Origin of the sequence: Amycolatopsis sp. ATCC 39116, from assembly GCF_000231075.2 — a bacterium.
Classification (GTDB): Bacteria; Actinomycetota; Actinomycetes; order Mycobacteriales; family Pseudonocardiaceae; genus Amycolatopsis_E; species Amycolatopsis_E tucumanensis.
Genome location: NZ_AFWY03000001.1, coordinates 377,345 through 401,893, shown reverse-complemented (window position 1 = coordinate 401,893; position 24,549 = coordinate 377,345). Strand labels below are relative to the sequence as shown.

Sequence of the window (24,549 nt, the reverse complement as noted above, 5' to 3'; positions counted from 1 at the left end):
GTGACCTTTCGCTGGGGAGGGGAGTCAGGCGTGACGGGACAGGCTCGCCAGGACCTGCCGCGCGGCGCGCTCGCCCGAGGCGGCCGCGTCGGCGAGGGAGGGCATGTCCAGCTGGTAGTCGCCGGCCAGGTGGACGGGGCCGAGGTGGTCGCGCAGCACCGGCAGGGACGCGCGTCCGCCGGGCGCCCAGAACGGCACCACCCGCGGGTGACGCCGCACGAACGTCTCGCCGAGCTTTCCCGCCAGCTCGGGGTAGAGCCGGAGGAGGTCCGCGGTGAACCTGGCGGCGATCTCGGAGTCGGTGAGCTCGAACAACCGGTCGGCCACGGCGCCGCCGGCGAAGCAGGCCAGCGCGCCACCCGGCTTCCGCGGGCCCGGCCCGCGCAGGGCCGCGGCGTGGTTGAACATCGCCTGGAACGACATCTGGGGCGTCGACACGGCGATGTAGTCGTCCCACCGCTGCGGGCCTTCCTCGTGGGTGAAGAAACCCACCACCACGTACCGGCCGTAGCGGATGTCGTCGAACGCCGCGCGGTACTCGTGCGGCAGGCCGGGCATGATCTTCACGGCCACGTCGGCGGGGACGGCCACGATCGCCCGGCTGGCCCGGATCCGCGCCGGCCCGTTGCCGTCCTCGTAGTCGACGACGACGCCGTCGTCGGTCCAGTCGAGCGACTGCACCGGTGAGTTCAGCCGCAGGCGATCGCCGAGGTCGGCCGCCAGGATGTCGGTGAGGGTCTGGTTCCCGCCCTCCGGCAGGGCGAAGTTCGGCACCTTCGCCGGGTCGGTCAGCAGGATCCCCATCGAGATGACGAACTGCGTCGCCGCGGTCTCCTCCGGCTCGCACCCCATCCACTGCCCGGACCACGACCGGACCATGTCCCGGGCGACCTCGGAACCGACTCCGCGGAGCACGTACGACGCGGACCGGGCGTCCAATGTGGACCTGACCCGCTGCGCCAGCCGGTTGTCCGGGTTCAGCGCCAGGAACGGCACCGCCGCGAGGATCCGCGCGCCGACCGCCGCCAGCCCGATCCGGTCCAGCATGCTCATCCGGGAGCGGACCATCAGGCCGAACGGGTTGGAGGTGTCGACCTGCTTCCCGCCCAGCGCGAGGGCCACCTTCTTGCCCGCCAGCGTCCCCATCGGAATCCGGTGGCGTTCGAGGGCTTCGATGAGCGGTCCGGTTCCCTCGGTGAACTGGGTGCCGAGGTTGATCCAGTAGTCGCCCTGGCGAACCGATTCGACACGACCGCCGGCCCGGCCGGAGGCTTCGAGCACGACGACGTCCCGGCCGGCCAGGGTGGTCGCCGCCATCAACCCGGCCATGCCGGCGCCGACCACGACGACCTCGTGCGTCTCCTCCCGCCGGGGAATCTTGCGTGATGCGGTCATGGCACTCAGCCTGCTTTCGTGATGGTGGTGGAGGAACGGTCGAGCGCGGCGGCGATGGCCCCGGCCAGTCGCTCGGTCGCCTGCCGGCTGCTGGGGCTGATGCCCGTGTAGGAGAGGTATCCGTGCACGAGTCCCGCCTCGCGCGTGACCTCGACCGGCACACCGGCCTCGAGCAGTGCGGTCGCGTAGGCCAGCCCGTCGTCGTGGAGCGGGTCGAAGCCGGCCAGGTCGACAATGGCGGGCGGGAGCCCGGCCAGGCTCGGCGCGCGGTACGGGGAGACGCGGGGGTCGGCGGGGTCGGTTCCCTCGGGGAGGTAGTTCCGGACGAACCAGGCGACCTGCTTGGCCGAGAGGGCGGGCGATCCGGCGAACTCGTCCTGGGAGGGACGGTGCTCCACGAGATCGGTCACCGGTTGGATCAGGACCTGGAGCAAGGGCTGCACCGCCTCGCCCCGCACCTGCTGGCACAGGACGGCCGCCAGGTTGCCCCCGGCGCTCTCGCCCGCGACGACGATGCGGCGCGGGTCGGCACGCCAGTCCGCGCAGCGCCCGACGACGTACCGCCAGGCGCTGAGCGCGTCGTCCTGCGCTGCCGGGAAGGGGTGCTCCGGAGCGAGGCGGTACTCGACCGAGACGACGTCCGCGCCGGTGCCGCGCGCGAGCATGCGCGCCGGCGCGGTGTAGCCGGCGCGGCTGCCGATCACGAAGCCGCCACCGTGGAAGAAGAGGATCAGCCCCCGCGAGGGCGTGCCGGTGCTGTAGCGCGTGGCGAGCACGCCGTCGGCGACCTCGATCTCCTCCTCGATCGGGCAGGGCGGAACCCGGGCCGCGAAGAGGGCCAGGTCGCTTTCGGTGACCTCGCGGGCCTCGGCGGCCGGCAGGTCGCTGTAGTCGGGGGCGGACTCGCTCAGTTTCATCAGGAGCGCGATGTCGGGTGCCATGGTGTCGCCCGCGCTGTTGACCGGCGGTCGGGCGAGGAGCCGCTGGAGCGCGGCAGGCAGGCGGCCCAGGCTGATCAGGAAAGCCCGCTGGAACCGCTGGGCCAGGGTGAAACGCGGGGCGCTCATGACGCGGCTTCCACGCTCGCGAGCCGGGCCGGGATGGTGGTCCGGGTCGAGAACCGAATGTGGTCGTCGTCGACGAGCCGGCCCTTGAACAGCCGGTTGTCCTTGATGAACGTCGTGTGCATCTGCCACGGCAGGTCGGTGCCCTGGCGCGGAAGCTCGTGCTTGGCCCGCTGGATGTAGCCCGCGGTGAGGTCGAGCAGGTCCACTGTGGACATGCCCTCCGGCGGGGTCGGCACGGCGATGTCGTAACCCTGCGAATCCATCGTGCGGATCACGTCCGCGGCGAGGCGGCACACGTTGCGGATGCGCAGGGTCCACGTCGCCTTGGTGTAGCCGAGCATCATCGCCCAGTTGGGCATGCCGGAGATCAGGGCGCCGCGGTACAAAACCGTGTCGCCCATGTTGACCGGGGTGCCGTCCACCGTCGGCTTGATGCCGCCCAGCATCTGCATGACGAGGCCGGTCGCGGTGACGATGACGTCGGCCTGGAGCGTCCGGCCCGACGCGAGCAGGATGCCGTCGGAGGTGAACCGCTCGATCCGGTCGGTCACCACGTCGGCTTTCCCCTCGCGGATCGCCTGGAAGAACTCGTTGTCCGGCGTGACGCACAGGCGCTGGTCCCAGGGGTTGTAGGGGGGTGCGAAGTGGGTGTCGACGTCGAATCCGGCCGGCAGCTGCTTGGCCGTCGCCTTGCGCAGCAGGTTGCGCCCGAAGTTCGGGAACCGGCAGAGCACGGTCACGATCAGGTGGTCGGACCACATGTTCTTGAGCCGGGTGGCGGCGTACCCGCGTTTGACGCCGAAGAGCTTCATGAGCCGCTGGGCGAGCTTGTCCACCCTGGGGACCGACGCGACGTAGCTCGGCGTGCGCTGCAACATGGTGACGTGGGCTGCCGCTCCCTCGCCCATCACCATCGCGGGGAGCATGGTGACGGTGGTCGCGCCGCTGCCGATGATGACCACGCGTTTGCCGCTGTAGTCGTAGTCCTCCGGCCAGTGCTGCGGGTGCAGGATGTCGCCCTGGAAGTCCTCCCGGCCCTCGAAGTGCGGCTCGTAGCCCTTGTCGTAGCGGTAGTAACCGGTGCCGCTGACGACGAACCGGGCACGGATGGACTTGTGGGTTTCGTTGCCTGCCTCGTCGGTCGCGGTGACCTTCAGCGTCCACCGCGCCTCCTCGCTGGACCAGTCGGCAGCGGTGACCCGGTGGCGTAGCCGCAGGATCTTGTCGAGACCGAACTCGGTGACGGTCTCGGCCACGTAGTCGCGGATCAACGGGCCGTCGGCGATCGCCTCCTCGTGCAGCCACGGCTTGAACTCGTAGCCGTAGGTGTGCACGGAGTCGTCGGACCGGACGCCGGGGTACTTGAACAGGTCCCAGGTGCCGCCGACCGCGTCGCGGCCCTCGAGCAGCAGGATCTTCTTGTCGGGAAAGTCGCTGGTCAGGTACTTCGCTGCACCGATGCCGGACAGCCCGGCGCCGATGATGACGATGTCGGCGGACTCCGTGGCGGGTGCGTCCTTCATGCTGCACGTCCTTCGCGCTCATGGTCCAGTGAATAAGTCAACTGATTAAGTCAGGCGATTCAGTGTGTGACAGCACGCGCGCCTCGTCAAGAGCCGTCACGCGAAGGTCCGACTGTTGACAAGGCGCGATGCGGCCCCCATCATCTTCGTCAAGCGATCGAGTCATTTGACTAAGTTTGATCGCCGGAGTCCACCTGGTCGAGAGGGTCGAAGATGACCGAGATCATGACGTTCCCCGAGGTGTCCACAAGGGACGGCTCGACCTTTCCCATCACGATCGAGGACGACGCGACTCCGCTTGTCCGGCTGATCGGGCGCACCTTGCGCCGTGCAGCGAGAACCGGCCACGCGCACGAGGTTCTGGGCCGGTCCGCCGGCACCGTCGCGGTCCGCTCCCACGACACCCCGCAGGCCGCGACGATCGCCTTCGGCCGCGAGGCCGTCGAGGTGACCAGCGGAGTCCCGGCCGAGCCCGGCGCCACGGTCGTGGTCGACCTTCAGGCGCGCTTCGCCCCGGTGCGGGAACCGGCCGGGGATGCCGCCCTGGCCGCCTGCGCGTTGCGTGCGTTGCAGCCGCCGCTACCGCACTGGCGCGAGGCCGCCCAGCAGTTCTGGGAAGCGACCCGGGACATCCCGGGCATCCCCGAGGTCCTGGTCGTGCAGGCGCAGAGCCCCGATGGCCAGGAGAGCGGCCGCTTCGGCGACGGGCCGACCGAGTACCTGATGGCCGGACCTGCCGACCTCCTCGCCGGTGTCTTCACCGGGGCGGACGACTTCGCCGCTGCCCTGTCGGCCGGTCTGCGGATCAAGGGCACGTTGGCGCAGATGTCGGTCATGACCGCCGCTTCCTGGAGGGTTCGCTTTGAAATCTGACCTCACCCGCCCCGCCCGCGCCGTCCGTCTCGAAGCGACCAACCACGACGGCAGCTTCCTGGGCAAGACCGTGTCGAGCGCGAAGTTCGCCGCGGGCAAGGACGCCGGTTTCGCCTTCGCCGACATCCTGTTCGCGATCGACCTGGGCAACGAGATCGTGTTCGGCGACGCTTTCCCGGACTGGCGCGGCAATCTCTACGACATCCAGATGGTTCCGGACTCCTCCACGATGGTCGAGTGGAAGCCGGGTCTGGACGCGGTCATCGGCGACTACTGGCTGAAGGACGGCACGCCGGTCCCGATCTGCCCGCGCAACCTCGTGCGAAAGATGGTGGACCGGCTCGCGTCCCTCGGGTACACCGCGACCGTCGCCGTGGAGATCGAGGCGACCCTGTTCGAGGAATCCGTTCAGCAGGCGCGAAAACTCGGGTACCGGGGCCTGACCCCGCTGGGCGGCAGCACGGGCGCCACCTACCACCTGGCGCGGTCCGCGGACTGGGTCGCCTACATGGAAGCGGTCGTCGACCGCCTCGATCACGTGGGCATCGCGTGGGAGGCGTGGACCGACGAGGCCGCCGCCGGGCAGACGGAGCTGAACCTGGCGCCGGCGGATCCGGTCACGCTGGCCGACTCCTGGGCGCGGACCCGGCAGGTCATGCGTGAGGTCGCCTTCGAGCGGGGCCACACGGTCACCTTCATGGCCAAGCCGACGGCCGGCTACGGACAGGGCGCCCACGTCAACCTCTCGCTCCGGCGCGACGGGATCAACCAGTTCTTCGCCGCCGACGGCCCGTCCCCGCTCATGCGGCACGCGGTCGGGGGACTGCTGGCCACGATGGCGGGCAACACCTCGATCGCGTTGCCCCAGATCACGTCCTACCGGCGGCTGGTGGACCTGACCGGACCGCCCACCACGGTGACGTGGGGCGTCAACAACAAGACCGCCGCGGTGCGTGCCATCACCGGCCACCCCAAGCATTCCCGCCTCGAGTACCGGCTGCCCGGCGCCGACGTCAATCCCTACCTCGCACTGGCCGGGGTCCTGGCCGGAGTGCTGGCCGGCGTCGAGCGGCGGATCGAGCCACCGGAACAGGTCACGGACATGGCATGGTGCCTGCCCGACGGCCACGGAGTGACGCGCATCCCCGACACGATGTCGAAAGCGGCCGCGGCCCTGGACGCCGACCCCCTCCTGCGGGAGTACCTCGGTGACGAGTTCGTGGACTTCTGGGTCGCGTCCCGCCGGTGGGAGTGGATGGAGTTCCACACCAAGGGCGGCGATCCGTTCGCCGAGCTCTCGCAGTGGGAGTCCACCCGCTACTTCGAGTTCCCGTGAACGCGCCCGAGGAGGCCAAGGTGCGGAAACCACTGATCGGCGTCACCGGGCGGCGATTCCGGCTGGCCCTGCTGCAAGGGGCGGACGAGCGGTACGGCGACCGCTGCATGGACAGTTCCATCTCGGACTTCGCGACGCGGATCGCCGAGGCCGGCGGGCTCCCGGTGCACCTGTCCTACGACACCGACGCCACGGAAGTGTGCCGCTGGCTGTCCGGGGTCGTGATCACCGGCGGGCAGGACGTCCACCCGGCGTGCTGGGGCGGCGACACCTCGGTGGTCCGCGACGTCGATCCCCGCACCGACCCGATGGTGCACGACGTCGCCCGCGACACCTACGAGATCGCGCTCGTCCGGGCCGCGCTGGAGCAGGGCGTTCCGGTGCTCGGCGTGTGCCGGGGCCTGCAGGTGCTCAACGTCGCGCTCGGCGGCACGCTCGTCCCGGACCTGGCGCCCGGCTCCGTGAGCCACCTGTCGGCCGAGGCCGCGCCGACCGACGGCGCCGCCGATCACCTGGTGACCTTCGAGGCGGGCTCGCTCGCCGCCGGCCTGTTCGGCGAGCACGCGATGATCAACTCCTGGCACCACCAGGCCGTCGACCGCTGCGGCACCGGCCTGGTGGTGACCGGGCGGACCGGTGACGGCGTGGTCGAAGCGGTCGAGTTGCCCGGGGCGCCGGTGCTCGGCGTCCAGTGGCACCCGGAGTGGATGAAAAGCGCCGACCCCACGCTGACGTGGATCGTCCGCGCCGCGGCGGAACTGCTGGCCGCCCGTGAAGAGACGCAGAGGAGCTTGCGATGACCGCGAACGTGGCGTCCGGTCGCACCCGACCGGCGCCGGTGGTGCGGCCCGGGCAGATGGGCGACGATCCCACCGTCCCGACGCTGACCGGATTGCTGGCGCGGCGCGCCCAGGACTCGCCCGAGCGGGAGTTCCTGCGGTTCGGCGAGTGGTCGTGGAGTTTCGCCGAGATCGACGCCTGGACGTCCCGGCTGGCGCACCGGATGATCGACGCCGACGGCGTCCGGCCGGGCGACCGGGTGGCGATCATGCTCCCGAACGTCGTGCACTGGCCCGTCGGCTGGCTCGCCGCCCTGAAGGCCGGGGCGGTCGCGGTGCCGGTCAACTGTTCCTACCGGCGCGCCGACCTCGCCTTCGTCCTGCGGGACTCGGGGGCGCGCGTGGTGTTCACCGACGCCGAGCGGTCCGGGCTGGTCGCCGAGGTCGTGGCAGCCGAGGCGGGGCTCGCCGACGTCCGCGTCGTCGACGTCGGCGACGACGGGTCGGAGTCCTATCCGGACACCGCGCCCGCCGTGCCGGTCGAGGCCGCGACGCTGGCGAACCTGCAATACACCTCGGGCACGACCGGTTTTCCCAAGGCGTGCATGCTCACCCACGACTACTGGGTCCGGCTGGGCTGGGTCTGCGCCGCGGCGGCCGGGCTCTCGCGTGAAGACGTGCTCCTGACCGCGCAGCCGTTCTCCTACATGGATCCACAGTGGAACACCGCGCTCGCCCTCACGGTCGGCGCGCCGCTGGTCGTGCTGCCCCGGTTTTCCGCGTCGACCTTCATGGCGGACGTCCGCAGGCACCGCGCGACCTTCTGCTACGTGCTGGGGTCGATGCCGACGCTGCTGTTCAAGCAGCCGCCCGTCCCCCACGACCGCGACAACGACCTGCGGCGCGTGTTCTGCTCGGGCATCCCGGCCGGTCTGCACGCCCGGCTGGAGGAGCGGTGGGGCGCCCCGTGGCGGGAGATCTACGGGATGACCGAGTCCGGAGTGGACCTGTTCAGCCCGTTCGACGACACCGGCGCCGTGGGAAGCGGCAGCCTCGGGCGGCCGGTGCCGACCAAGCAGGTCCGCATCGTCGGGCCCGACGGCGCCGACGTGCCCGACGGTGAGCCCGGTGAGCTGATCACCTCCGGTGCACCGATGATGAAGGGCTACTGGAACCGGCCCGAGGACACCGCCCGGACGCTGCGGGACGACTGGCTCCACACCGGCGATCTCGCGGTTCGCCGGCCCGGCGGCGGAATCCAGCTGGTCGGCCGCATCAAGGACATGGTGCGCCGCGGCGGCGAGAACGTCGCGAGCGTCGAGGTCGAAGCCGCGCTGGAACGCGACGACCGGGTGGTCGCGGCCGCGGTGGTCGCCGAACCGGACGAGATCCTGGGCGAGGAGGTCAAGGCGTTCGTCCAGCTCGCGCCCGGCGTGCCGGCCGGCCGCGCGACCGCCGAGCGGATCGTCGAGCGGGCGGGCCGGGAACTCGCCCGCTTCAAGGTGCCGCGCTACATCGAGTTCGTCACCGGCTTCCCCCGCACGCCCTCCGAACGGATCTCCAAGCCGGCGCTCAACGCCCGCGCCGCGGCCGATCCCGGCGTGTCCCACGACCTCGGCGCGCGGCGCGCCAGCACGGCCGCAACCGGGTTCCTCGGCGTCGAGGTCGTCCGGGACGTCGCCGTGCTGACGCTGCGGCGTCCCGCCAAGCTCAACGCCCTGGACCTGCCCACCCGCGTGCGGCTGGCCGCGGCCATCCGCGAGCACGGCACCGGCGAGCGCGTGCGGGGGATCGTGCTCACCGGCGAGGGCCGGGCCTTCTCCGCGGGGCAGGACCTGCAGAGCATGCCGTCCACCGATGCCGAGGTCCGCGAGGCGTTCGCGAGCTTCCACGACATCACGCGGGCCATCCTGCAGACCCGGGTTCCCGTGGTCGCGGCCGTCAACGGGCTCGCGGTCGGCGGCGCCTCCGAGATCACCCTGTGCTGCGACGCCCGCATCGGAACCCCGGCGACCGAGTACTACCAGCCGGAGAACATCCGGGGCCTGACGATCTCGAACGCCTCCAGCGTGCTGCTGCGGCGCCTCGTCGGGAACCACGCGATGCGCATGGTCCTCGGATCCCCGCGGATCCGGTCCGCGGAGGCCCTGCGGATCGGGCTGCTGGACGAGGTCGTCGAGCCCGCCGCCCTGATCGACCGCGCGATCGAGACGGTCCACGAGTGGACCCCGGAGGGGAACACCACGGCCCTGCACCTCGCGCTCCTGCGCCCACAGGCCGAGGAGGTCGAAAAGGCCTTCGCCCGCGAGGACGCGGCCGCGACGGCGTCGTGGGAGAGCGGAGCGCTCACCGCGGGGATCGAGGGCTACTGGTCCGCCAAGGGCACCGCAGACACGCCACCCGAACCGACCGAGGAGACGCCCGAATGATCGACACCCAGGCGGCGGTGCTGACCGCGTTCACGAAGCCGCTCGAGCTCACCACCATCCGGGTGGACGACCCGGAGCCGCACGAGGTGCGCGTCGCGGTCAGCAACGTGGGGCTGTGCCACAGCGACCTGCACTACCTGAACGGGACGGTGCCGACCGACCTGCCCGCCGTGCTCGGGCACGAGGTGGCCGGCGTGGTCGAGTCCGTCGGCTCGCAGGTGACCGGGCTGCGGCCCGGCGACCGCGTGGTCGGCGCGCTGACCCCGTCCTGCGGCCGCTGCGCCAACTGCGACGCCGGACGGTCGACCCAGTGCCTGCGTCTCGAGGAGGTGCGCCGCCGCCCGCGACCCGCGTTCCAGAGCGCGGACGGGCGGCCGATCGAACGGCTCGGCGGCAACGGGGCGTTCGCAGGCCACCTCCTCATCCGCGAGAACGCCCTGGTGAAACTCCCGGACGACGTGCCGCTGCACGTCGGATGCCTGCTGGCCTGCTGCGTCATCACCGGCGTCGGCGCCGTCTTCCGCGGCGCCCGGGTCCGGCCGGGCAGCACGGTCGCCGTCATCGGCTGCGGCGGCGTCGGATCGGCGATCATCCAGGGCGCCCGGCTCGCCGGCGCCTCGGCGATCGTCGCGATCGACCTCGACGAGGCACGGCTGACGGCCGCGCGCGGCTACGGCGCCACCCACGTCATCAACGGCGCGGACGGCGACCCGGTCGCGGAACTCCACCGCCTGCTGGGCGACGGCGTGGACTACTCCTTCGAAGCGGTCGGCTCGGCAGGCACCGCGGCCACCGCCCTGGCCCTGGTGCGTCCCACGGGCACCGCCTGCCTGGTCGGGATCGCGCCCGACGGCGCCCGGCTCAGCATCCCGGCGTCGGACTTCTTCTTCGCGGAGAAGCGGCTCATCGGCTCCTACATGGGCTCGGGCCAGGCGCGCCAGGACATCGGCCAGCTCGCCCGCCTCTACCAGCAGGGGCGCCTGCTGCTCGACGAGATGGTCACGCGCGTCATCCCGTTCGCCGATATCAACGAGGGCTTCACGGCGATGAAGTCCGGCGACGTGACCCGCATCGTCGTCGATCTCCGGTCCTGACCCACGAGTGAACGCAGAGGTGAGCTCCATGGCGAGCAACGAGACCACGATCCGCACGCCGGTGAACTACATCGCCGACGAGTGGAGCGAGTGCGCGGCGGTCGAGGACATGTGGAACCTCGACCCCAACACGCGCGAACCCCTGCACCGCATGGCCACAACCACATCCGGCGACCTCGAGCGGGCACTGCGGCACGCGGAGCGCGTGTACGACGTCGGCCGCTGGGATTCCGACGCCCGCCGCGAGCGCGCCGACATGCTCGAACGGGTCGCCGCGATCGTCGAGACCCGTGCCGAGGACATCGCCCGCACGGACTCGCTGACCAGCGGCACGCCCATTGGCGTCACCCGCACGGTCGCCGCGTTCCTGCCGGCGCGGATCCGCGCGGCGGCGGCGGATCTGGAGACCATCCCGCGCGTCACCGCGCTGGCGGCAGGCGGCCGCGACGTCCGGCTGCACAAGGTGCCGTGGGGGCCGGCCGCGATCCTCACCCCGTGGAACGGCCCCAGTTTCATCCCCGCGGCCAAGATCACCAGCGCGATCGCGGCCGGCTGCCCCGTCATCCTCAAGCCGTCGGAGCACGCGCCCGGCAGCGCGCAGATCCTCGTCGAGTGCTTCGTCGAGGCGGGCCTGCCCAGCGGCGCGCTGCAGCTGGTGCACGGCGGCGGTGACGTCGGGGCCCGGCTGACGGCCGACCCGCGCGTGAAGATCGTGTCGTTCACCGGCGGACCGGGCGCCGGGCGCGCCATCGCGCGGGCCGCCGCGGAGGACTTCAAGGTCCTGCAACTGGAACTCGGCGGCAACAACCCGGTGCTCGTGCTGGACGACGCCGACCTCGACGTCGCCGCCGACGGGATCGTCGAGGGCATGACCAAGCTCAACGGCCAGTGGTGCGAGGGGCCGGGCAAGGTCCTCGCCCACCGCGCGCTGGCCGGCCCGCTCCTCGAGGCGCTGACCGAGCGGATCGCCAAGCTCGTGGTCGGGCACTCCCTCGACGAGGACACGCAGATCGGCCCGATCTCCAACGCGCCGCACTTCCAGACCCTGCGGAGCCGGATCGAGGGGTTGCGCGACCTCGGGGCGAGCATCCGGCAGCCCGCCCGGCTGCCCGAACTCGGCGGTTTCTTCCTGTCCCCGACGATCGCCGACGGCGTGGACCCCGCCCGCGCCACCGCCGAGCTGTTCGGTCCGGTCGTCTCGCTGCACGCGGTCGACTCCGCCGAGGAGGCGCTGCGCCTCGCCAACGCGCATCCCTCGGGCCTGGACGCCTACGTGTTCGGCGCCGACACCGACCGCGCGATCGACATCGGCTCCCGGATCGTGGCCGGCGAGGTGCGGATCAACGGCGCCAAGGTCGCCGATCTCGGCGACGACTCGGCGCAGAGCTTCTGGGGCCCGGCCGGCATCGGCGGGCACGGACCGGCCGAATCGGTGCGGGTCTTCTGCGGCGACCGGGTGGTCGGCGTCGACTCGCCCGATCTGCCGCTGTGACGATCAGGTGGCCGCCGGCGTGGTGCCGAGCCGGGCCGCGAGCCAGCTGTCCAGCACCGAGACGGTGACCTCCATCTGCTCCTCCGCGACGGCGCGATCGCCGTAGGTGTACCAGTTCAGGGCGAAACCGTCGGCCAGCGTGGCGATCACGTAGGCGATCTGGTCGACGGTCTCCGGCTCGGCCTGCTGGTCCGAAGCCGCGTTGCGGAGCACGCCGCGCAAGGTGTCCAGTGCCTGGTCGTACACCGCGATGCCGCGGTTCCCGTGCTGGCGCCGCGCCCAGGTGACGAGTTCCAGCGCCGCCGCGGCGAAGCTGGGGGAGTCGAGGTAGAACACCATGATCGCGCGGAGGAGCCCGCGGGCGGTCTCCACCAGGTCGCCGTGCGGGTCGTTCGCGAGGACGACCTCGCGGTACTGGCCGGCCACGTACTCGTAGACGTCGGCGAAGAGGTCTTCCTTGGAGTCGTAGCAGTAGTGCAGCATCGCCAGGTTCGCCTTGGCCTGCTCGGCGATCCGCCGGGTCGTCGCGCCGTCGATGCCGTGGGTCGCGATGACCTCCACGGCGGCCTTGATGAAGTCGCTACGCCGTTGTGCGGCGGGGATCCGTGGCACGAAGTCCTCCCGGTGCACGGCGCCCAGGTAGTTGGACGCTTGATTAAGTCAACGCCAGGCTACCAGCGATCGGCGAGCCAAATTCTTAGTCAAACAACTTGATCGCATGACTAACTTCACCTACCGTATGAGGCGGATCACATCGCCTTCTCGCGTACCGCATCACGAACCGAAGGAACCACTGCCATGAAGGACCTGCTCTTCATGCTGGCCGATCTCTGGATGATCTTCGCCGGCTTCTTCTTCGGCTGGAAGTTCATCCGGCGCCACGGCAACTACCTGCTCGGTCTGGAGTGGATGGTCGTCGCCACGTCCGGCTCGAACTTCCTCCTCTGGGCGCTGCTCGGCGGACAGGAGGACAACTTCCTCTACGACATCGCGTACTTCTTCGACGCCTTCTCCCGATCCGTCGGCATCACGCTGATCCTCGTCATGGGCCTGATGCGCGTGACCCACCGGTACAAGCCGAGTGTCGCGGTCGACGTCGGCGTGTTCGCGCTGGCGGCCGCGGCCGGGCTGTACCTGCAGCAGTTCCGTCCGCCCGAGCTCCACGTCGGCCCGGCGACGTTCTACGTCGTGGTCAACGTGCTCACGACCCTCTTCCTGGCCTACTTCTCGTGGCGCCTCTGGACGGCCGGCGCCAAGGGGCACGCGTTCGCCACCGGGCTGGTGTCCCTGGCCGGCTCGGCGATCGCGATCACCTACGACTTCTTCCCGCTCCCCGGCGACGACGCGCACCGGACGATCTTCTACGCCGCCGCGCTCGCCACCTGGGGCACGCAGATGTGCGTGTACTACTTCGGCTACCGCGCTCTGCACAACCGCACCGTGGCCACGGGTGTGGCGCCGGCCGCGAACGCCGCCCCGGCCTGAGGGGCACAGACATGAAGACGCACCAGGTTTCCTACGCCACCTTCAGCGGCTGGGTCGATCCGCCCGCCGACGTCCGGCCCGCTCTGCCCGGCGGCCTTTCCTGTGAAGTGGCGGTCGTCGGCGGCGGTCTCGGCGGCATGTCCACGGCGCTCCGGCTCGCCGAACGCGGTCACGACGTGGTGCTGCTGGAAGGCGAGTTCTGCGGGCACGGCTCCAGCTCCCGCAACGCCGGGCAGCTGGCCGGCGCTCCGGGCGGCGACCTCCAGCTCCTCAACCTGTTGTTCGGCAAGAAGATGCCGGGCATGGTCCGGCTCGCCGAGCACGCCGCGCACCACGTGGAAGACCTGATCAAGACGCACGGCATCGACTGCGACTACGAACCGGTCGGCAACTGCTTCGCGGCGGTGTCGCGGGGACAGCTCGGCCGGGTGCGCCGGGTGGCCAGGATCCTGGAGCGCGCCGGCGGTCACGTCGAACTGGGCACCAGCGAGCAGCTCGGCATCCCGCGCGGGTTCCCCGGCGGGATGCGCGAGGTGATCGGCGGGATGATGAACCCGGGCAAGTTCACCCTGGGCGTGCGCCGGGCGCTGCTCGCCTCGTCCGCGCGGGTCTTCGAGCAGACGAAGGTCACCGACGTGGCACGCGGCAGCGGCCGGGTCGTCCTCACCACCCCGCGCGGGCAGGTCCGGGCGGACAAGGTGGTGCTGGCGACCAACGCCTTCGCCGGCGAGTGGGACATCACGCCGAAGCACCTGTCCGTGCCCATCTGGGTCGCCGAAGCCGAGACCGAGCCGATCGACCCCGGCCGCCTGGCCGCCCTGGGATGGACCAGCCGGTCGGGGCTGGTGACGCAGCACGCCATCATGGAGAACTACCGGCTGACCCCGCGCGACACCATCGTGTTCGGCGTCCGGCGGCTCCAGCGCGGCAGGACCTACCCGCTGCCACCGAAAACGCCGGACCCGGCGCTGGTGGCCGAACTGGCCGACGCGTTCGCGACCCGGTTCCCGGCCCTGGCCGACGTCGCGGTCGAGCGCGCGTGGGGCGGGTGGATCGCGATCACCCCGACCATGCTCCCGGTCGCAGGCCGGATCGGCGACGACGTGTTCTACTCGGTCGCGTGCAACGGCCACGGCCTGGCGCAGGCGCCCTACGTCGGTTCCCTCATCGGCGACCTGATCGCCGACGGCACCCGGCCCGCGGACCTGGACGTCCTGTGGGCGGACAAGCCCGAGTTCCCGCGCCCGTTGATGATGAGCCGCCTCGGGCTGCGCGCCATCTGGGCCGTCGACCGCTTCAACGACCGGATCAACGGCAGCCGCCGCAACGCGAGGCGCGGCGCTGACCTCGGAGTCGTGCAGCCGCGGAACAGCCGGGTCAGAAAGCCTTTCCCGGGTTGAGGATCCCCTGCGGATCCAGCGCCGTCTTCACCGCGGCCTGCACGTCCAGAACCTCCGGGCCCGCCTCGCGTGCCAGCCAGTCCCGCTTCAGCAACCCCACGCCGTGCTCGCCGGTGACCGTCCCGCCCAGGTCCAGCGCCAGCGCGAACAGGTCGTCCCCGGCGCGGCGGACCGCCGCGTCCAGCGTCTCGTAGCCGACGATCGGGTGGAGGTTGCCGTCGCCGGCGTGGGCGAAGCTGTAGATCCGCACGCCGTGGGCGGCGGCGATGCGCGAAACCCCGGCGAAGGCCTCGGCGAGGCGGGACCGCGGCACGCAGATGTCCTCGATCAGCGCCCGGCCGAACCGTTCTATCGACGGCAGCGCCATCCGGCGGGCGAACAACAACCGCTCCGCGGACTCGGCGTCGTCACTCCACTCCGACCACGTCGCCTCCTCCGCCAGCACCTTCGCGATCGCGGTGATCTCCTCCTCGGCGGCCGGTCCGTCGGCCTGGGCGATCACCAGCGCATCGCCCCGCGCCGCCAGATCGGTGCCCTGCGCGCGGTCGATCACCGCCAGCGTCGCGCCGTCCAGCAGCTCCAGCACGCTCGGCTCCCGCCGTTGCCGGGTGAGCTCGGCGCACGCCCGCGCGGCCGCCGCGACCGAGTCGAACGCCGCCGCCGCGGTGAGGGTGCGCGCGGGCAGCGGGCGCAGCCGCAGCGTCGCCCCGACCACGACGCCCAGCGTGCCCTCCGAACCGACGAACAACGACGTCAGGTCCAGCCCGGCGACGCCCTTCACGGTGCGGCGCCCCGTCCGGATCAGCCTGCCGTCGGCCAGCACGACGTCCAGGCCCAGCACCGCGTTCCGCGTGACGCCGTACTTCACGCAGCGCATCCCGCCCGCGTTCGTCGCGATGTTGCCACCGATCGTGGAGATCTCCGCGCTCGCCGGGTCCGGCGCGTACCGCAGGCCGAACCCCTGCGCCGCCCGGTCCAGCTCCGCGGTGCGCACCCCGGGCTCGACCACGGCCAGCGCGTCCACCGGGTCGACCTCGACGATCCGGTTCAGCCCGCTGACATCCAGCACCAGCTCACCGCGCCCGGCCACCGCCCCGCCGGCCAGCCCGGTGCCCGCCCCGCGCGGCACGACCGGGACGCCGTGCGCGGAAGCGAGCCGCAGCACCGCCCGCACACCGTCCACAGTGTCCGGACGGGCGACCGCGAGCGGGAGCCCGTCACCGGTGACCCCGGAACGGTCCCCGGCCGCCGACGCCGGGAAGAGCGGAACGACCGCCCGCAGCTCGTCCAGGAACCCCATCAGCCCTGGACGTCCACCACGATCGCGGGCAGATCACGGCCCAGGCGCAGGCTTTCCAGGAACAGCACCACGTTCGCGGCCACCGCGCGGTGCGACACGTCGTTGAGCACGTCGTGCCGGCCGCCGGAAACCTCCCGCAACCGCGCCGTGGGCACCCCGCGGAACGACTCGAACGCCGCGGCAGCCGCGGTCACCGGATCGGCGCTGCCGTGCAGCACGAGAACCGGCTTCGCGGGCACCCGCAACGACCACCCGGACGGCACCGGGCGGGCGAGCGCGCCACGCGTGAAACCGGTGTCCTCGCTGAGGATCCGCCGGTGCGTCGGGCACGCGGTGCGGGCTTCGAGCTCGTCGTCCCAGTCGCCGTCCCGCGCGCTGCCGGGCAGCGCGAGCCCGGCCAGCACCACGCCGTCCACCAGGTCCAGCTCGCCGGCCAGCGACGCGGCCAGCGTGGCGCCCGTGTCCGACCCCACCAGCACCCTCGGCTCCGGTGTGTCCGGAAGCAACGCCGCGACCGCCGCGCGCGCGGACGCCACGTCGTCGAGGTCCACCTCGACCACGCGCACCCGGTAGGCGTCGGCCGCGAGCCGCCTGCCGAAGCGCTGGTAGGAGGCCGGGGTTTCGCCGCGGCCGGTGAGCACGACGACGGTGCCGCGCGGGGCGAGGCCGGACGGCTCGTCCCACTCGGTGGGAGCGGTGGCAATCGCAGGAATGGTCACCCGCACAGCCTGACCCGGACCACCGCGCCGCGTCCAAGAGCGGTTCGCGATGGCTACCCATGCGCGACCGTGATGGGTGCCGTCTCACATAGCGGTCAGGCACAGCCGGTGATGCTGTAATCGACGCATGACCAACTCGCTCGACCTGGAACACTTGCGGACGCTGATCGCGATCGCCGAGTGCGGTGGGTTCGGCAAAGCGGCCGCCGTGCGCCACATCAGCCAGCCCGCGCTGAGCCAGCACGTCCGGCTGCTGGAACGAGGCCTCAAGCGCAAGCTGTTCGAGCGCGACGGCCGCACCATGCGTTTCACCCGCGAGGGCGAGCGGGTCCTGGCCGAAGCCCGGCGGATCATCGAGGTGCACGACGCCTCGCTGCGGCGGCTGGAGGCCGAGCGCGCGCCGACGATCGTCGTCGGCTCCACCGAGCACAGCGCCGAGCAGATCCTGCCGGAGATGATCCGGGCACTGCAGGCGGCGTTCCCGTTGTGCGCCACCAGGTTCGAGATCGGGCGGTCGACGCAGCTCACCGAGTCCGTCGGCAAGGGCACGGTCGACTTCGCGTTCATCCTCGACCCCACCGGGCGCAGCGCCGGGCACCTCGTCGGGAGCCTGCCGCTGGTCTGGTACTCCGCGCGCGGCTGGACCCCGCCGGAGGGGACGCTGCCGCTGATCGCGTTCGAGGAACCCTGCGGCATCCGGGAGCGGGCGCTGTCCGTGCTCGCCGCCGACGACCGCCACGTCGAGGTCGCCGCGCAGTCCACGACCCTGGAGGGGGTGCTCGCCGGTGTCCGTGCCGGTCTCGGCGTCGCCCTGCTGCCCAGCGCGGGCGGGCGGCCGGCAGGGTTGAGCGTGCGCAGCGACCTGCCCGAAGCCGGCACCACCCAGCTGCGCATGGTCACCCGGCGCGGCCTGCCCGAAGAGGTGGAACAGGCCGCGCTCACCGCGGGCGTGGAGTTCTTCGCGCAGCGGCCGCACCTGCAGCTCGTGACCGCGGCGCGTGGCGCGTGAGCAGCGTCCATAACGCCGGGCTATCGGTTCCCATCCCCGGTTTGTCTTGGACGGCCCCGGACGCCCCGGCCTACGGTCCGATCATGACCAGTGCGCCCGCCTTCGACCACACGATCCCGGACACCGCATCCCCGCGGGTGGAGTTCATCAGCCTGTCGCACCTCAACCCGTCGACCGAGCTGAACCCGATCCCGACCCGCGGCATCGACCTGGAGTACTTCCGCACCTACGTGCGCGCCCTCGAGGACGGCGGGTTCGACTACACGCTGCTGCCCTACGGCTCGAACACCGCCGACTCGTTCGTCGTCGCCTCGGCCGTCGGCCAGCTCACCGAGCGGATCAAGCCGATCGTCGCGCTGCGCCCCAACACGACCTTCCCCCTGGTGGCCGCCCAGAAGCTCGCCACGCTGGACCAGCTCACCGAGGGCCGCGCGGTGGTCCACCTGATCTCCGGTGGCAGCGACGGCGAACAGGCCCGCCAGGGCGACTACCTGCCCAAGGACCGCCGCTACGCCCGCACCTCGGAGTACATCGACCTGCTGCGGCGCGCCTGGACCGAGCCGGCCCCGTTCAGCCACTCCGGCGAGTTCTACACCTTCGACGACTTCGGTCCCGGCTTCGCGCCCTACGACTCGCCGATCCCGATCTCCATCGGCGGCCAGTCGGACGAGGCGTTCGCGATCGGCGGCGAGAAGGCCGACATCTTCAGCTTCTGGGGCGAGCCGCTGGACGACCTGCGCGGTGAGATCGAGCGGGTGCACGGGATCGCACGCGCCGCGGGCCGCACCACGCTGCCGCGGATCTGGGTGACCTTCCGGCCGATCGTCGGGCGCACCGACGAGGAGGCCTGGCAGAAGGCGCACACCTACGTCGCCAAGATAGCCGACACCTTCCGCGCCGCCGCCTACGGCAAGCAGCGCCACCAGCAGGCCGCGCCGCAGAACGTCGGCTCGCAGCGGGCGCTGGCGTTCGCCGAGCAGGCCGAGCTGTACGACCGTGCACTGTGGACACGGACGGCCGCCGTCACCAACGCCGCCGGCGCGTCCACCGCGCTGGTCGGGTCGGCCGAGACCGTCGCCGCGGCGATCCTCGACTACATCGACCGCGGCGCCGACCTGGTCAGCATCCGCGGCTATGACACCCTCAACGACGCCGTCGACTACGGACGCCACGTCCTGCCGCTGGTGCGCCAGGAACTCGCGCACCGCGCGGCGACCGGACAGCGCGGGCGGCTGCAGGCCGAGCACCTGGGCAACTACGGCGAGGACTACCGGCGCTACGCCACCGCGCAGGAGCACGCATGACCGCGATCGCGCACGCCATCGCGGTCCCGGACCTCACGGACGATTCGCTGGCCGCCGTCACCGCGGAGGTCGCCGCGACGGCCGAGGAGTACGACCGGACCGGGGCCGTGCCCGCGCTGGGCCTGGCGGCCGCGCACCGCGCCGGCCTGCTCACCGCGACCGTCGGCCGCCAGTACGGCGGCCCCGGCGCGGGCCCGCGTGAGGCCGCGCGCATCCTCACCGCGCTCGGCGAGGGCGACCCGTCGGTCGCGTTGATCGCCGCGAACACCCTGATGGCGCACGCCGCCCAGGCCGCGAACCCGCACTGGCCCCGCGAGATGTACGACGACCTGCTCGAACGCTCGCTGGCCGGGCCCGCGCCGGTCAACGCCATCCGCGCCGAGCCCGAACTCGGCGCCCCGGCGCGCGGCGGGCTGCCCAAGACGACCGTGCGGCGGACCGGCTCCGGCTGGGTGCTCGACGGCCACAAGTCCTACGCCACCGGCGGCGAAGCGCTGGCCTACCACGTGGTGTGGGCGGTCGCCGCCGAGCCGGACGGGGATCCGGACGCCCCGCGCGTCGGGCACGTGATCGTCCCCGCCGACCGGCCGGGCATCAGCTGGGTCGACACGTGGGACCACCTGGGGCTGCGGGCCTCCAACACGCACGACGTGATCTACCAGGGGGTCGAGCTGCCCGCGGACGCGTTCGTGGAGATCCCGCGCGGCCCGGACGGCGTCTACCGCGACCCGGCGGCCACGACCGCGCCCGGCGGGTTCGGCCACCCCGCGCTCTACCTCGGCGTCGCGAAGGCGGCACGCCGGGCGTTCGCCGACTTCGCCCGCTCGCGGGTGCCCGGCGCGCTCGGCAGGCCGATCGCCACGACCGAACGGATCCAGTCCGTGGCCGGCGAAATCGACCTGCAGATCGCGCAGGCGGAAACCCTGCTGCACGGCGCGCTGCTGCGAGTCGAAGCGGGGGAGGAGGCCGTCCTGCCGCAGCTGCCGGTGATCAAGGTGGCGATCGCCCGGGCGGTGGTGGCTGCCGTGCAGGCCGCGGTCGCGGCGCTCGGGAATCCGGCCTTGTCGCGGCGGAATGCGCTCGAGCGGCATCTGCGTGACGTGTTGTGCGTGCGGGTGCACCCGCCGCAGGAGGACGCCGCGCTGGCCGCCGCGGGGCGGCGCGTGCTGGGGGTGTGATTTTCCGCGGGGCCGTGCGATCAGGGGCGGCCGTGGAACTCGTGGGAACACCTGCCGGGCGGACCGGCGCTAGCCCCGTAGCGGGATCAACTCCCCAGCCGGGGCGGTTCGTACGCCCGCACCGGCGGCAGCGGCCCCTCGTACCGACTCACTGCCACCAGGACGTGCGCCCCACTGGTGGCCTGCGTCAGCGTCGACGTTCCGGCGTCGCGGGTCAGCACGTTCACGTTGCCGTTCACGCAGTCCGCCACCTCCGGCGCGCTCGGGTCGAACCACGCGCCGGTGTGCATCTGCGCCACCCCGGGCAGCAGCGCGTCCGTCACGACGACACCCGCGAGCAGGCTGCCCTGCGCGCTGCGCACCAGCGCGACATCACAGTCGGCGAGGCCACGGGCGGCCGCGTCCGCCGGGTGCAGGCGCAGCGGCTCGCGGCCCGCGACCTTCGTCGACTGGCTGACCGCGCCCATGTCCAGCTGGCTGTGCAGCCGGTGCGAGGGCTGGTTGCACAACAGGTGCAGGTCGAACTCGGCGGCCAGCCGCGAACCCCACCACTGCGCCGGCTCCCGCCACTGCGCGTGCCCCGCGATGTCCGGCAGACCGAAGCCCGCCAGCGTCTTCGAGAACAACTCGATCCGCCCGGTCGGCGTCCCCAGCGGGTGCGCCGCCGGATCGGCCCGGAAGGCCTCGAAAACCCGGTCCGGGTGCGGTTCCCGCGGCAACGCCACCCCGCCCTCGCGCCAGAACTCGTCGAACGGCGGCGCGGGCGGCGATCCCGGCGCGGCCCGCCACTCCTCGTAGATCCGCTCCAGCCACTGCCGCGAATCCAGCCCCTCGGTGAAATCCGCGCCGAGCCGCTCGGCGAGCCGCGTGTAGATCCAGAACTCCTCACGCGCTTCGCCGTGCGGCGGCACCGCCCGCGGCACCGCGCGCAGCCGGGTGTCGCCCGCGCCGGCCGCCAGGTCGTCGCGTTCCAGCGTGCTCGCCACCGGCAGGACCACGTCCGCGTGCCGCGCGGTGGGCGTCCAGTGCGTCTCGTGCACGACGAACGTGTCCAGCCGGGACAGCGCCCGGCGCAGCCGCCGCAGGTCCTGGTGGTGGTGGAACGGGTTCCCGCCCGCCCAGTAGGCGAGCTTGACCTCCGGCAGCCGCAGCCGCCCGCCGTTGTAGGGGATCTCCTCGCCCGGATGCAGCAGCAGGTCGCTGATGCGGGCGCACGGGATGAAGTCCGGCACCGGGTTGCGCCCCTGCGGGAAGGTGGGCAGCGGCGCCCCCGCGATCCCCACGCCGTAGTCGCCCATCGAGCCGAACCCGTGCGTGAACCCGCCGCCGGGCAGCCCGATCTGGCCGAGGAACGCCGCCAGGGTGAGCGCCGCGAACACCGGCTGCTCGCCCCGTTCGCCGCGCTGCAGCGCGTAGACGACGTTGACGAGCGTGCGCCCCGCCGCCATCCGGTGCGCGAGCCCGCGGATCACACCGGCCGGAGTGCGGCTGATCCGCTCGGCCCACTTGGGTGTCTTGGGCACGCCGTCCACGTCCCCGAGCACGTACCGGCGGACCCGCTCGGCTCCCACCGTGTAGGTCGCGAGGAACTCGTCGTCGGCCAGGCCGTCGGTGACGAGCACGTGGATGAGCGCGAGGATCACGGCGGTGTCGGTCGCGGGCATCACGCCGATCCACTCCGCGCCCAGATCGGCGAACACGTCGTCCCGCTGGGCCGACAGCGCCACCACCTCCGTGCTGCGGCCTGCTTCCCGGGCGAGACCGGACCCGGTGTGCCGCGCGTGACCGCCCGGCACGACCCACGTGTTGGACCGCCGCAGGCCGCCGAAACTGACCAGCAAATCGGTGTGCTCGGCGATGTCGTTCCACGACACGGGTTTCACCCGAAGGTCCACAGTGGCGGGTGCGCCGATCAGGTGGGGGAGCAGCACCATGCTAGCGCCGCGGCTGTAGTCGTTGACCGACCGTGTGTAACCGCCGATCGTGTTCAGGAACCGGTGCAGCTGGCTCTGCGCGTGGTGCAGCCGGCCCGCGCTGCCCCAGCCGTAGGAACCGCCGAAGATCGCCCGGTTGCCGAACATCGACCTGACCCGCGCCAGCTCACCGGCGAGCAGGTCCAGCGCCGTGTCCCAGCCGACCTCGACGTACTCGTCGTCCGGTGCGCCGCGCCGGTCGTCCGGCCCCGGCCCCCGCTCCAGCCAGCGACGGCGCACCGCGGGACGTGCCACCCGGGACCGGTGCCCGTGCGCGCTCGCCACGTTGCCGATCGCCGGCGCGGCGTCCGGATCGTCCGGGTATGGCCGGGCGGCGACGACGTCGCGGCCGTCGGCCGACACCTCCACCCGGTAGGTTCCCCAGTGCGCGCTCGTCTCGCTCGTCCGGCCCACGGCCCCGACACTAACCACACGCGCGCCGTGGTTCCCGCATCCGGCCGATCAGACTCCTCGATGGGATCCCATCCCCATTTCGTCTTGGACCGCGCGGCGCGCCCGCTCGTAGGTTCCCTGCCATGCAGACCTCCCGCGTCAGACCACCCGGCCGCATCACCCGGTTGATCGCCGGCCTCGCCGCCGTCGTCGTCCTCGCCGCGTGCGCGCCGGGCACGGCGAACACGGGAAGCGGCTCCGGCGAGCCGAAACCGGGCGGCGACATCACGTTCCTGATCGACTCGCTCGGCGACACCTGGATCCCCAACAACAGCGCCATCTCCAGTTTCCAGGGCCACATCTGGGGACACGTGACCGACAAGCTCGTCTACGTCGACGACAACGGCGCGGTCAGCCCGTGGATCGCGGAGCGCTGGGAGCAGAACGCCGACGCCACCGAATTCACGCTGCACCTCAAGCAGGGCGTGACGTTCTCCGACGGCACCCCGCTGGACGCGGCCGCCGTGCTGGCCAATCTCGACATCTGGGCGAAGGGCGACACGGCACGCGGCATCAACCCGATCGGCCTGTTCCCCAAGACCTACGACCACGCACAGGTGGTGGACCCGGCCACCGTCAAGGTGTTCTTCCGCGCCCCGACCCTCGGGTTCATCCCGACGCTCGGCTACCACGGCTCGATCCTGATCTCGCCGAAGACCCTCGCGCTGCCCGCAGACCAGCAGGCCGACCTGTCCAACGACATCGGCAGCGGGCCGTTCGTCGTCGCCTCCTGGAAGGAAGGCGACAGCGTGGTGCTCAAGAAGCGGGCCGACTACAACTGGGGACCGCCCGCGCTGGGCCACCAGGGACCGGCCTACCTGGACTCGATCACCTACAAACTCGTCGCCGAGCCGTCGGTGCGCACCGCCGCCGTCCAGTCCGGCCAGGCCGACGTGGCCTACAACCCCTCGCCGCAGGAGCTGGCGTCGTTCAAGGCGCAGGGCTTCACCACCGCCACCCCGCGCTACCTCGGCTTCGTCAACGGATACGCGATCAACACCAAGGTCGCGCCCTTCGACGACATCCGGGTGCGGCAGGCGCTGCAGCACGGCATCAACCGCGACGAGATCATCTCCACGGTCTACACACCGGACTGGCAGCCCGCGAAGTCGTTCATCCAGAGCAACGTGCCCGGCGTGACCGACCACAGCGCCGACTTCGCCTACGACGAAGCCACCGCGAACCGCCTGCTCGACGAGGCGGGCTGGGTGCGCGGCGCAGACGGTGTGCGCACCAAGGACGGCAAGCAGCTGGCGCTGACCCTGTTCCCCAACCCCTACCTGGCGACCTCGAAGTCGATCGACGAACTGGTCGCGCAGCAGCTCGGCAGGATCGGCTTCAAGGTGACGCTCCAGGCGTTCGACGTGGTCACCTACAGCTCCCGCGTCGACAAGCCCGGCAACCCGAACGTGCCCGCCTACGAGATCACCCGCAGCTTCATCGACGCGGGCACCGTCGCGGGCGTCCTCACCGACGCGAACAAGGGCGAGAACTGGTTCGGCCTCGGTCAGAGCGACGCCGAACTCGTGCGGCTGGGCGCCGCGGTGGCCGGCGCCAAGACCGTCGCCGACCGCGACGCGGCGCTCGACCAGCTGCAGGGACACGTGCTGCGGCAGGGCTACTTCGTCCCGCTCACGCAGATCGTGCAGCGCATCTACCTGCAGTCGCCCAAGCTGCAGGGCGTGACCTACAACGGGATCGCCTACGCCAGCTACTACACCGCCTGGCTCGGCTGAGGTC

The 24,549-nt window shown here is 71.9% G+C and carries 19 protein-coding genes; 12 read left to right on the top strand and 7 right to left on the bottom strand.

The genetic code is table 11. From position 1 onward, the window contains the following. Nucleotides 1–24: 24 nt before the first annotated feature. Genes AMY39116_RS0302110 through AMY39116_RS42060 form a run of 3 tightly spaced genes read right to left on the bottom strand, consistent with a single transcriptional unit; the run spans nucleotide 25 to nucleotide 3,985 of the window. Nucleotides 25–1,395 (bottom strand): NAD(P)/FAD-dependent oxidoreductase, encoded by a 1,371-nt coding sequence (locus AMY39116_RS0302110; protein WP_020416068.1) that lies wholly within the window; start codon nucleotides 1,393–1,395, stop codon nucleotides 25–27. Between the two features lie 5 nt (nucleotides 1,396–1,400). Next, nucleotides 1,401–2,462, bottom strand: a complete 1,062-nt coding sequence (locus tag AMY39116_RS0302105; RefSeq protein WP_020416067.1) for an alpha/beta hydrolase — start codon at nucleotides 2,460–2,462, stop codon at nucleotides 1,401–1,403. After that, on the bottom strand, nucleotides 2,459–3,985 hold the full coding sequence (locus tag AMY39116_RS42060) for an NAD(P)/FAD-dependent oxidoreductase (protein ID WP_020416066.1): 1,527 nt from the start codon (nucleotides 3,983–3,985) through the stop codon (nucleotides 2,459–2,461). The genes AMY39116_RS0302105 and AMY39116_RS42060 overlap by 4 nt, the downstream gene beginning before the upstream one ends. Nucleotides 3,986–4,198: 213 nt before the next feature. Here AMY39116_RS42060 and AMY39116_RS0302095 point away from each other — a divergent pair, with 213 nt between their 5' ends. From AMY39116_RS0302095 to AMY39116_RS0302070, 6 genes are read left to right on the top strand one after another with little or no spacing between them, the layout of a single operon-like run. Continuing rightward, complete coding sequence (locus tag AMY39116_RS0302095; RefSeq protein WP_020416065.1) at nucleotides 4,199–4,858, top strand: hypothetical protein; 660 nt, start codon at nucleotides 4,199–4,201, stop codon at nucleotides 4,856–4,858. Further along, nucleotides 4,848–6,194 carry a glutamine synthetase family protein gene (locus tag AMY39116_RS0302090; protein WP_020416064.1) on the top strand — a complete coding sequence of 449 codons (1,347 nt, stop codon included), beginning with the start codon at nucleotides 4,848–4,850 and terminating at the stop codon, nucleotides 6,192–6,194. The genes AMY39116_RS0302095 and AMY39116_RS0302090 overlap by 11 nt, the downstream gene beginning before the upstream one ends. Nucleotides 6,195–6,214: 20 nt before the next feature. Then, nucleotides 6,215–6,994 (top strand): gamma-glutamyl-gamma-aminobutyrate hydrolase family protein, encoded by a 780-nt coding sequence (locus AMY39116_RS0302085; protein WP_235716034.1) that lies wholly within the window; start codon nucleotides 6,215–6,217, stop codon nucleotides 6,992–6,994. Next, on the top strand, nucleotides 6,991–9,402 hold the full coding sequence (locus AMY39116_RS0302080; protein WP_020416062.1) for an AMP-binding protein: 2,412 nt from the start codon (nucleotides 6,991–6,993) through the stop codon (nucleotides 9,400–9,402). The genes AMY39116_RS0302085 and AMY39116_RS0302080 overlap by 4 nt, the downstream gene beginning before the upstream one ends. Continuing rightward, nucleotides 9,399–10,496, top strand: coding sequence for a Zn-dependent alcohol dehydrogenase (locus tag AMY39116_RS0302075; protein WP_020416061.1), 1,098 nt, complete (start codon nucleotides 9,399–9,401; stop codon nucleotides 10,494–10,496). Before AMY39116_RS0302080 ends, AMY39116_RS0302075 begins: the two co-directional genes overlap by 4 nt. A gap of 28 nt (nucleotides 10,497–10,524) precedes the next feature. Continuing rightward, nucleotides 10,525–11,988 carry an aldehyde dehydrogenase gene (locus AMY39116_RS0302070; protein WP_020416060.1) on the top strand — a complete coding sequence of 488 codons (1,464 nt, stop codon included), beginning with the start codon at nucleotides 10,525–10,527 and terminating at the stop codon, nucleotides 11,986–11,988. 3 nt (nucleotides 11,989–11,991) lie between these two features. Here AMY39116_RS0302070 and AMY39116_RS0302065 read toward each other — a convergent pair whose 3' ends face one another. Then, entirely contained in the window at nucleotides 11,992–12,600 is a 609-nt protein-coding gene (locus tag AMY39116_RS0302065) for a TetR/AcrR family transcriptional regulator (RefSeq protein ID WP_027935550.1), read from the bottom strand. Between the two features lie 186 nt (nucleotides 12,601–12,786). Here AMY39116_RS0302065 and AMY39116_RS0302060 point away from each other — a divergent pair, with 186 nt between their 5' ends. Together AMY39116_RS0302060 and AMY39116_RS0302055 are read left to right on the top strand one after the other, a co-directional pair. Next, the gene (locus AMY39116_RS0302060) at nucleotides 12,787–13,473 is read left to right on the top strand and encodes a hypothetical protein (RefSeq protein ID WP_020416058.1); all 687 of its coding nucleotides are present in this window, start codon (nucleotides 12,787–12,789) and stop codon (nucleotides 13,471–13,473) included. An 11-nt stretch (nucleotides 13,474–13,484) separates the two neighbouring features. Next, nucleotides 13,485–14,873 (top strand): FAD-binding oxidoreductase, encoded by a 1,389-nt coding sequence (locus tag AMY39116_RS0302055; protein ID WP_020416057.1) that lies wholly within the window; start codon nucleotides 13,485–13,487, stop codon nucleotides 14,871–14,873. Here the strand turns inward: AMY39116_RS0302055 and AMY39116_RS0302050 are convergent. Both AMY39116_RS0302050 and AMY39116_RS0302045 read right to left on the bottom strand, forming a co-directional pair. Next, the gene (locus AMY39116_RS0302050; protein WP_020416056.1) at nucleotides 14,851–16,173 is read right to left on the bottom strand and encodes an FAD-binding oxidoreductase; all 1,323 of its coding nucleotides are present in this window, start codon (nucleotides 16,171–16,173) and stop codon (nucleotides 14,851–14,853) included. The genes AMY39116_RS0302055 and AMY39116_RS0302050 overlap by 23 nt on opposite strands. Next, the gene (locus AMY39116_RS0302045; protein WP_157358365.1) at nucleotides 16,173–16,892 is read right to left on the bottom strand and encodes an alpha/beta hydrolase; all 720 of its coding nucleotides are present in this window, start codon (nucleotides 16,890–16,892) and stop codon (nucleotides 16,173–16,175) included. The genes AMY39116_RS0302050 and AMY39116_RS0302045 overlap by 1 nt, the downstream gene beginning before the upstream one ends. A 127-nt stretch (nucleotides 16,893–17,019) precedes the next feature. On the opposite strand from AMY39116_RS0302045, the gene AMY39116_RS0302040 reads away from it, so the two are divergent. The 3 genes from AMY39116_RS0302040 (at nucleotide 17,020) to AMY39116_RS0302030 (ending at nucleotide 20,383) form a co-directional block, all read left to right on the top strand. After that, nucleotides 17,020–17,901, top strand: a complete 882-nt coding sequence (locus tag AMY39116_RS0302040) for a LysR family transcriptional regulator (RefSeq protein ID WP_020416054.1) — start codon at nucleotides 17,020–17,022, stop codon at nucleotides 17,899–17,901. An 83-nt stretch (nucleotides 17,902–17,984) separates the two neighbouring features. Continuing rightward, entirely contained in the window at nucleotides 17,985–19,205 is a 1,221-nt protein-coding gene (locus tag AMY39116_RS0302035) for an LLM class flavin-dependent oxidoreductase (RefSeq protein ID WP_020416053.1), read from the top strand. Further along, nucleotides 19,202–20,383: an acyl-CoA dehydrogenase family protein gene (locus AMY39116_RS0302030; protein WP_020416052.1), complete on the top strand. Its 1,182-nt coding sequence runs from the start codon at nucleotides 19,202–19,204 to the stop codon at nucleotides 20,381–20,383. The genes AMY39116_RS0302035 and AMY39116_RS0302030 overlap by 4 nt, the downstream gene beginning before the upstream one ends. 86 nt (nucleotides 20,384–20,469) lie before the next feature. Here AMY39116_RS0302030 and AMY39116_RS0302025 read toward each other — a convergent pair whose 3' ends face one another. After that, nucleotides 20,470–22,770: a molybdopterin-dependent oxidoreductase gene (locus AMY39116_RS0302025; RefSeq protein WP_020416051.1), complete on the bottom strand. Its 2,301-nt coding sequence runs from the start codon at nucleotides 22,768–22,770 to the stop codon at nucleotides 20,470–20,472. Between the two features lie 122 nt (nucleotides 22,771–22,892). On the opposite strand from AMY39116_RS0302025, the gene AMY39116_RS0302020 reads away from it, so the two are divergent. Continuing rightward, nucleotides 22,893–24,545: an ABC transporter substrate-binding protein gene (locus tag AMY39116_RS0302020; RefSeq protein ID WP_020416050.1), complete on the top strand. Its 1,653-nt coding sequence runs from the start codon at nucleotides 22,893–22,895 to the stop codon at nucleotides 24,543–24,545. The last annotated feature ends 4 nt before the right edge of the window (nucleotides 24,546–24,549 follow it).

What these genes read in the sequence shown, in the direction of transcription:
- AMY39116_RS0302020 (WP_020416050.1), top strand. Translation starts at nt 22,893, where the DNA reads ATGCAGACCTCCCGCGTCAGACCACCCGGCCGCATCACCCGGTTGATC.
- AMY39116_RS0302075 (WP_020416061.1), top strand. Translation starts at nt 9,399, where the DNA reads ATGATCGACACCCAGGCGGCGGTGCTGACCGCGTTCACGAAGCCGCTC.
- AMY39116_RS0302030 (WP_020416052.1), top strand. Translation starts at nt 19,202, where the DNA reads ATGACCGCGATCGCGCACGCCATCGCGGTCCCGGACCTCACGGACGAT.
- AMY39116_RS0302105 (WP_020416067.1), bottom strand. Translation starts at nt 2,462, where the DNA reads ATGAGCGCCCCGCGTTTCACCCTGGCCCAGCGGTTCCAGCGGGCTTTC.
- AMY39116_RS0302040 (WP_020416054.1), top strand. Translation starts at nt 17,020, where the DNA reads ATGACCAACTCGCTCGACCTGGAACACTTGCGGACGCTGATCGCGATC.
- AMY39116_RS0302055 (WP_020416057.1), top strand. Translation starts at nt 13,485, where the DNA reads ATGAAGACGCACCAGGTTTCCTACGCCACCTTCAGCGGCTGGGTCGAT.
- AMY39116_RS0302050 (WP_020416056.1), bottom strand. Translation starts at nt 16,173, where the DNA reads ATGGGGTTCCTGGACGAGCTGCGGGCGGTCGTTCCGCTCTTCCCGGCG.
- AMY39116_RS0302035 (WP_020416053.1), top strand. Translation starts at nt 17,985, where the DNA reads ATGACCAGTGCGCCCGCCTTCGACCACACGATCCCGGACACCGCATCC.
- AMY39116_RS0302110 (WP_020416068.1), bottom strand. Translation starts at nt 1,395, where the DNA reads ATGACCGCATCACGCAAGATTCCCCGGCGGGAGGAGACGCACGAGGTC.
- AMY39116_RS0302080 (WP_020416062.1), top strand. Translation starts at nt 6,991, where the DNA reads ATGACCGCGAACGTGGCGTCCGGTCGCACCCGACCGGCGCCGGTGGTG.
- AMY39116_RS0302060 (WP_020416058.1), top strand. Translation starts at nt 12,787, where the DNA reads ATGAAGGACCTGCTCTTCATGCTGGCCGATCTCTGGATGATCTTCGCC.
- AMY39116_RS42060 (WP_020416066.1), bottom strand. Translation starts at nt 3,985, where the DNA reads ATGAAGGACGCACCCGCCACGGAGTCCGCCGACATCGTCATCATCGGC.
- AMY39116_RS0302095 (WP_020416065.1), top strand. Translation starts at nt 4,199, where the DNA reads ATGACCGAGATCATGACGTTCCCCGAGGTGTCCACAAGGGACGGCTCG.
- AMY39116_RS0302070 (WP_020416060.1), top strand. Translation starts at nt 10,525, where the DNA reads ATGGCGAGCAACGAGACCACGATCCGCACGCCGGTGAACTACATCGCC.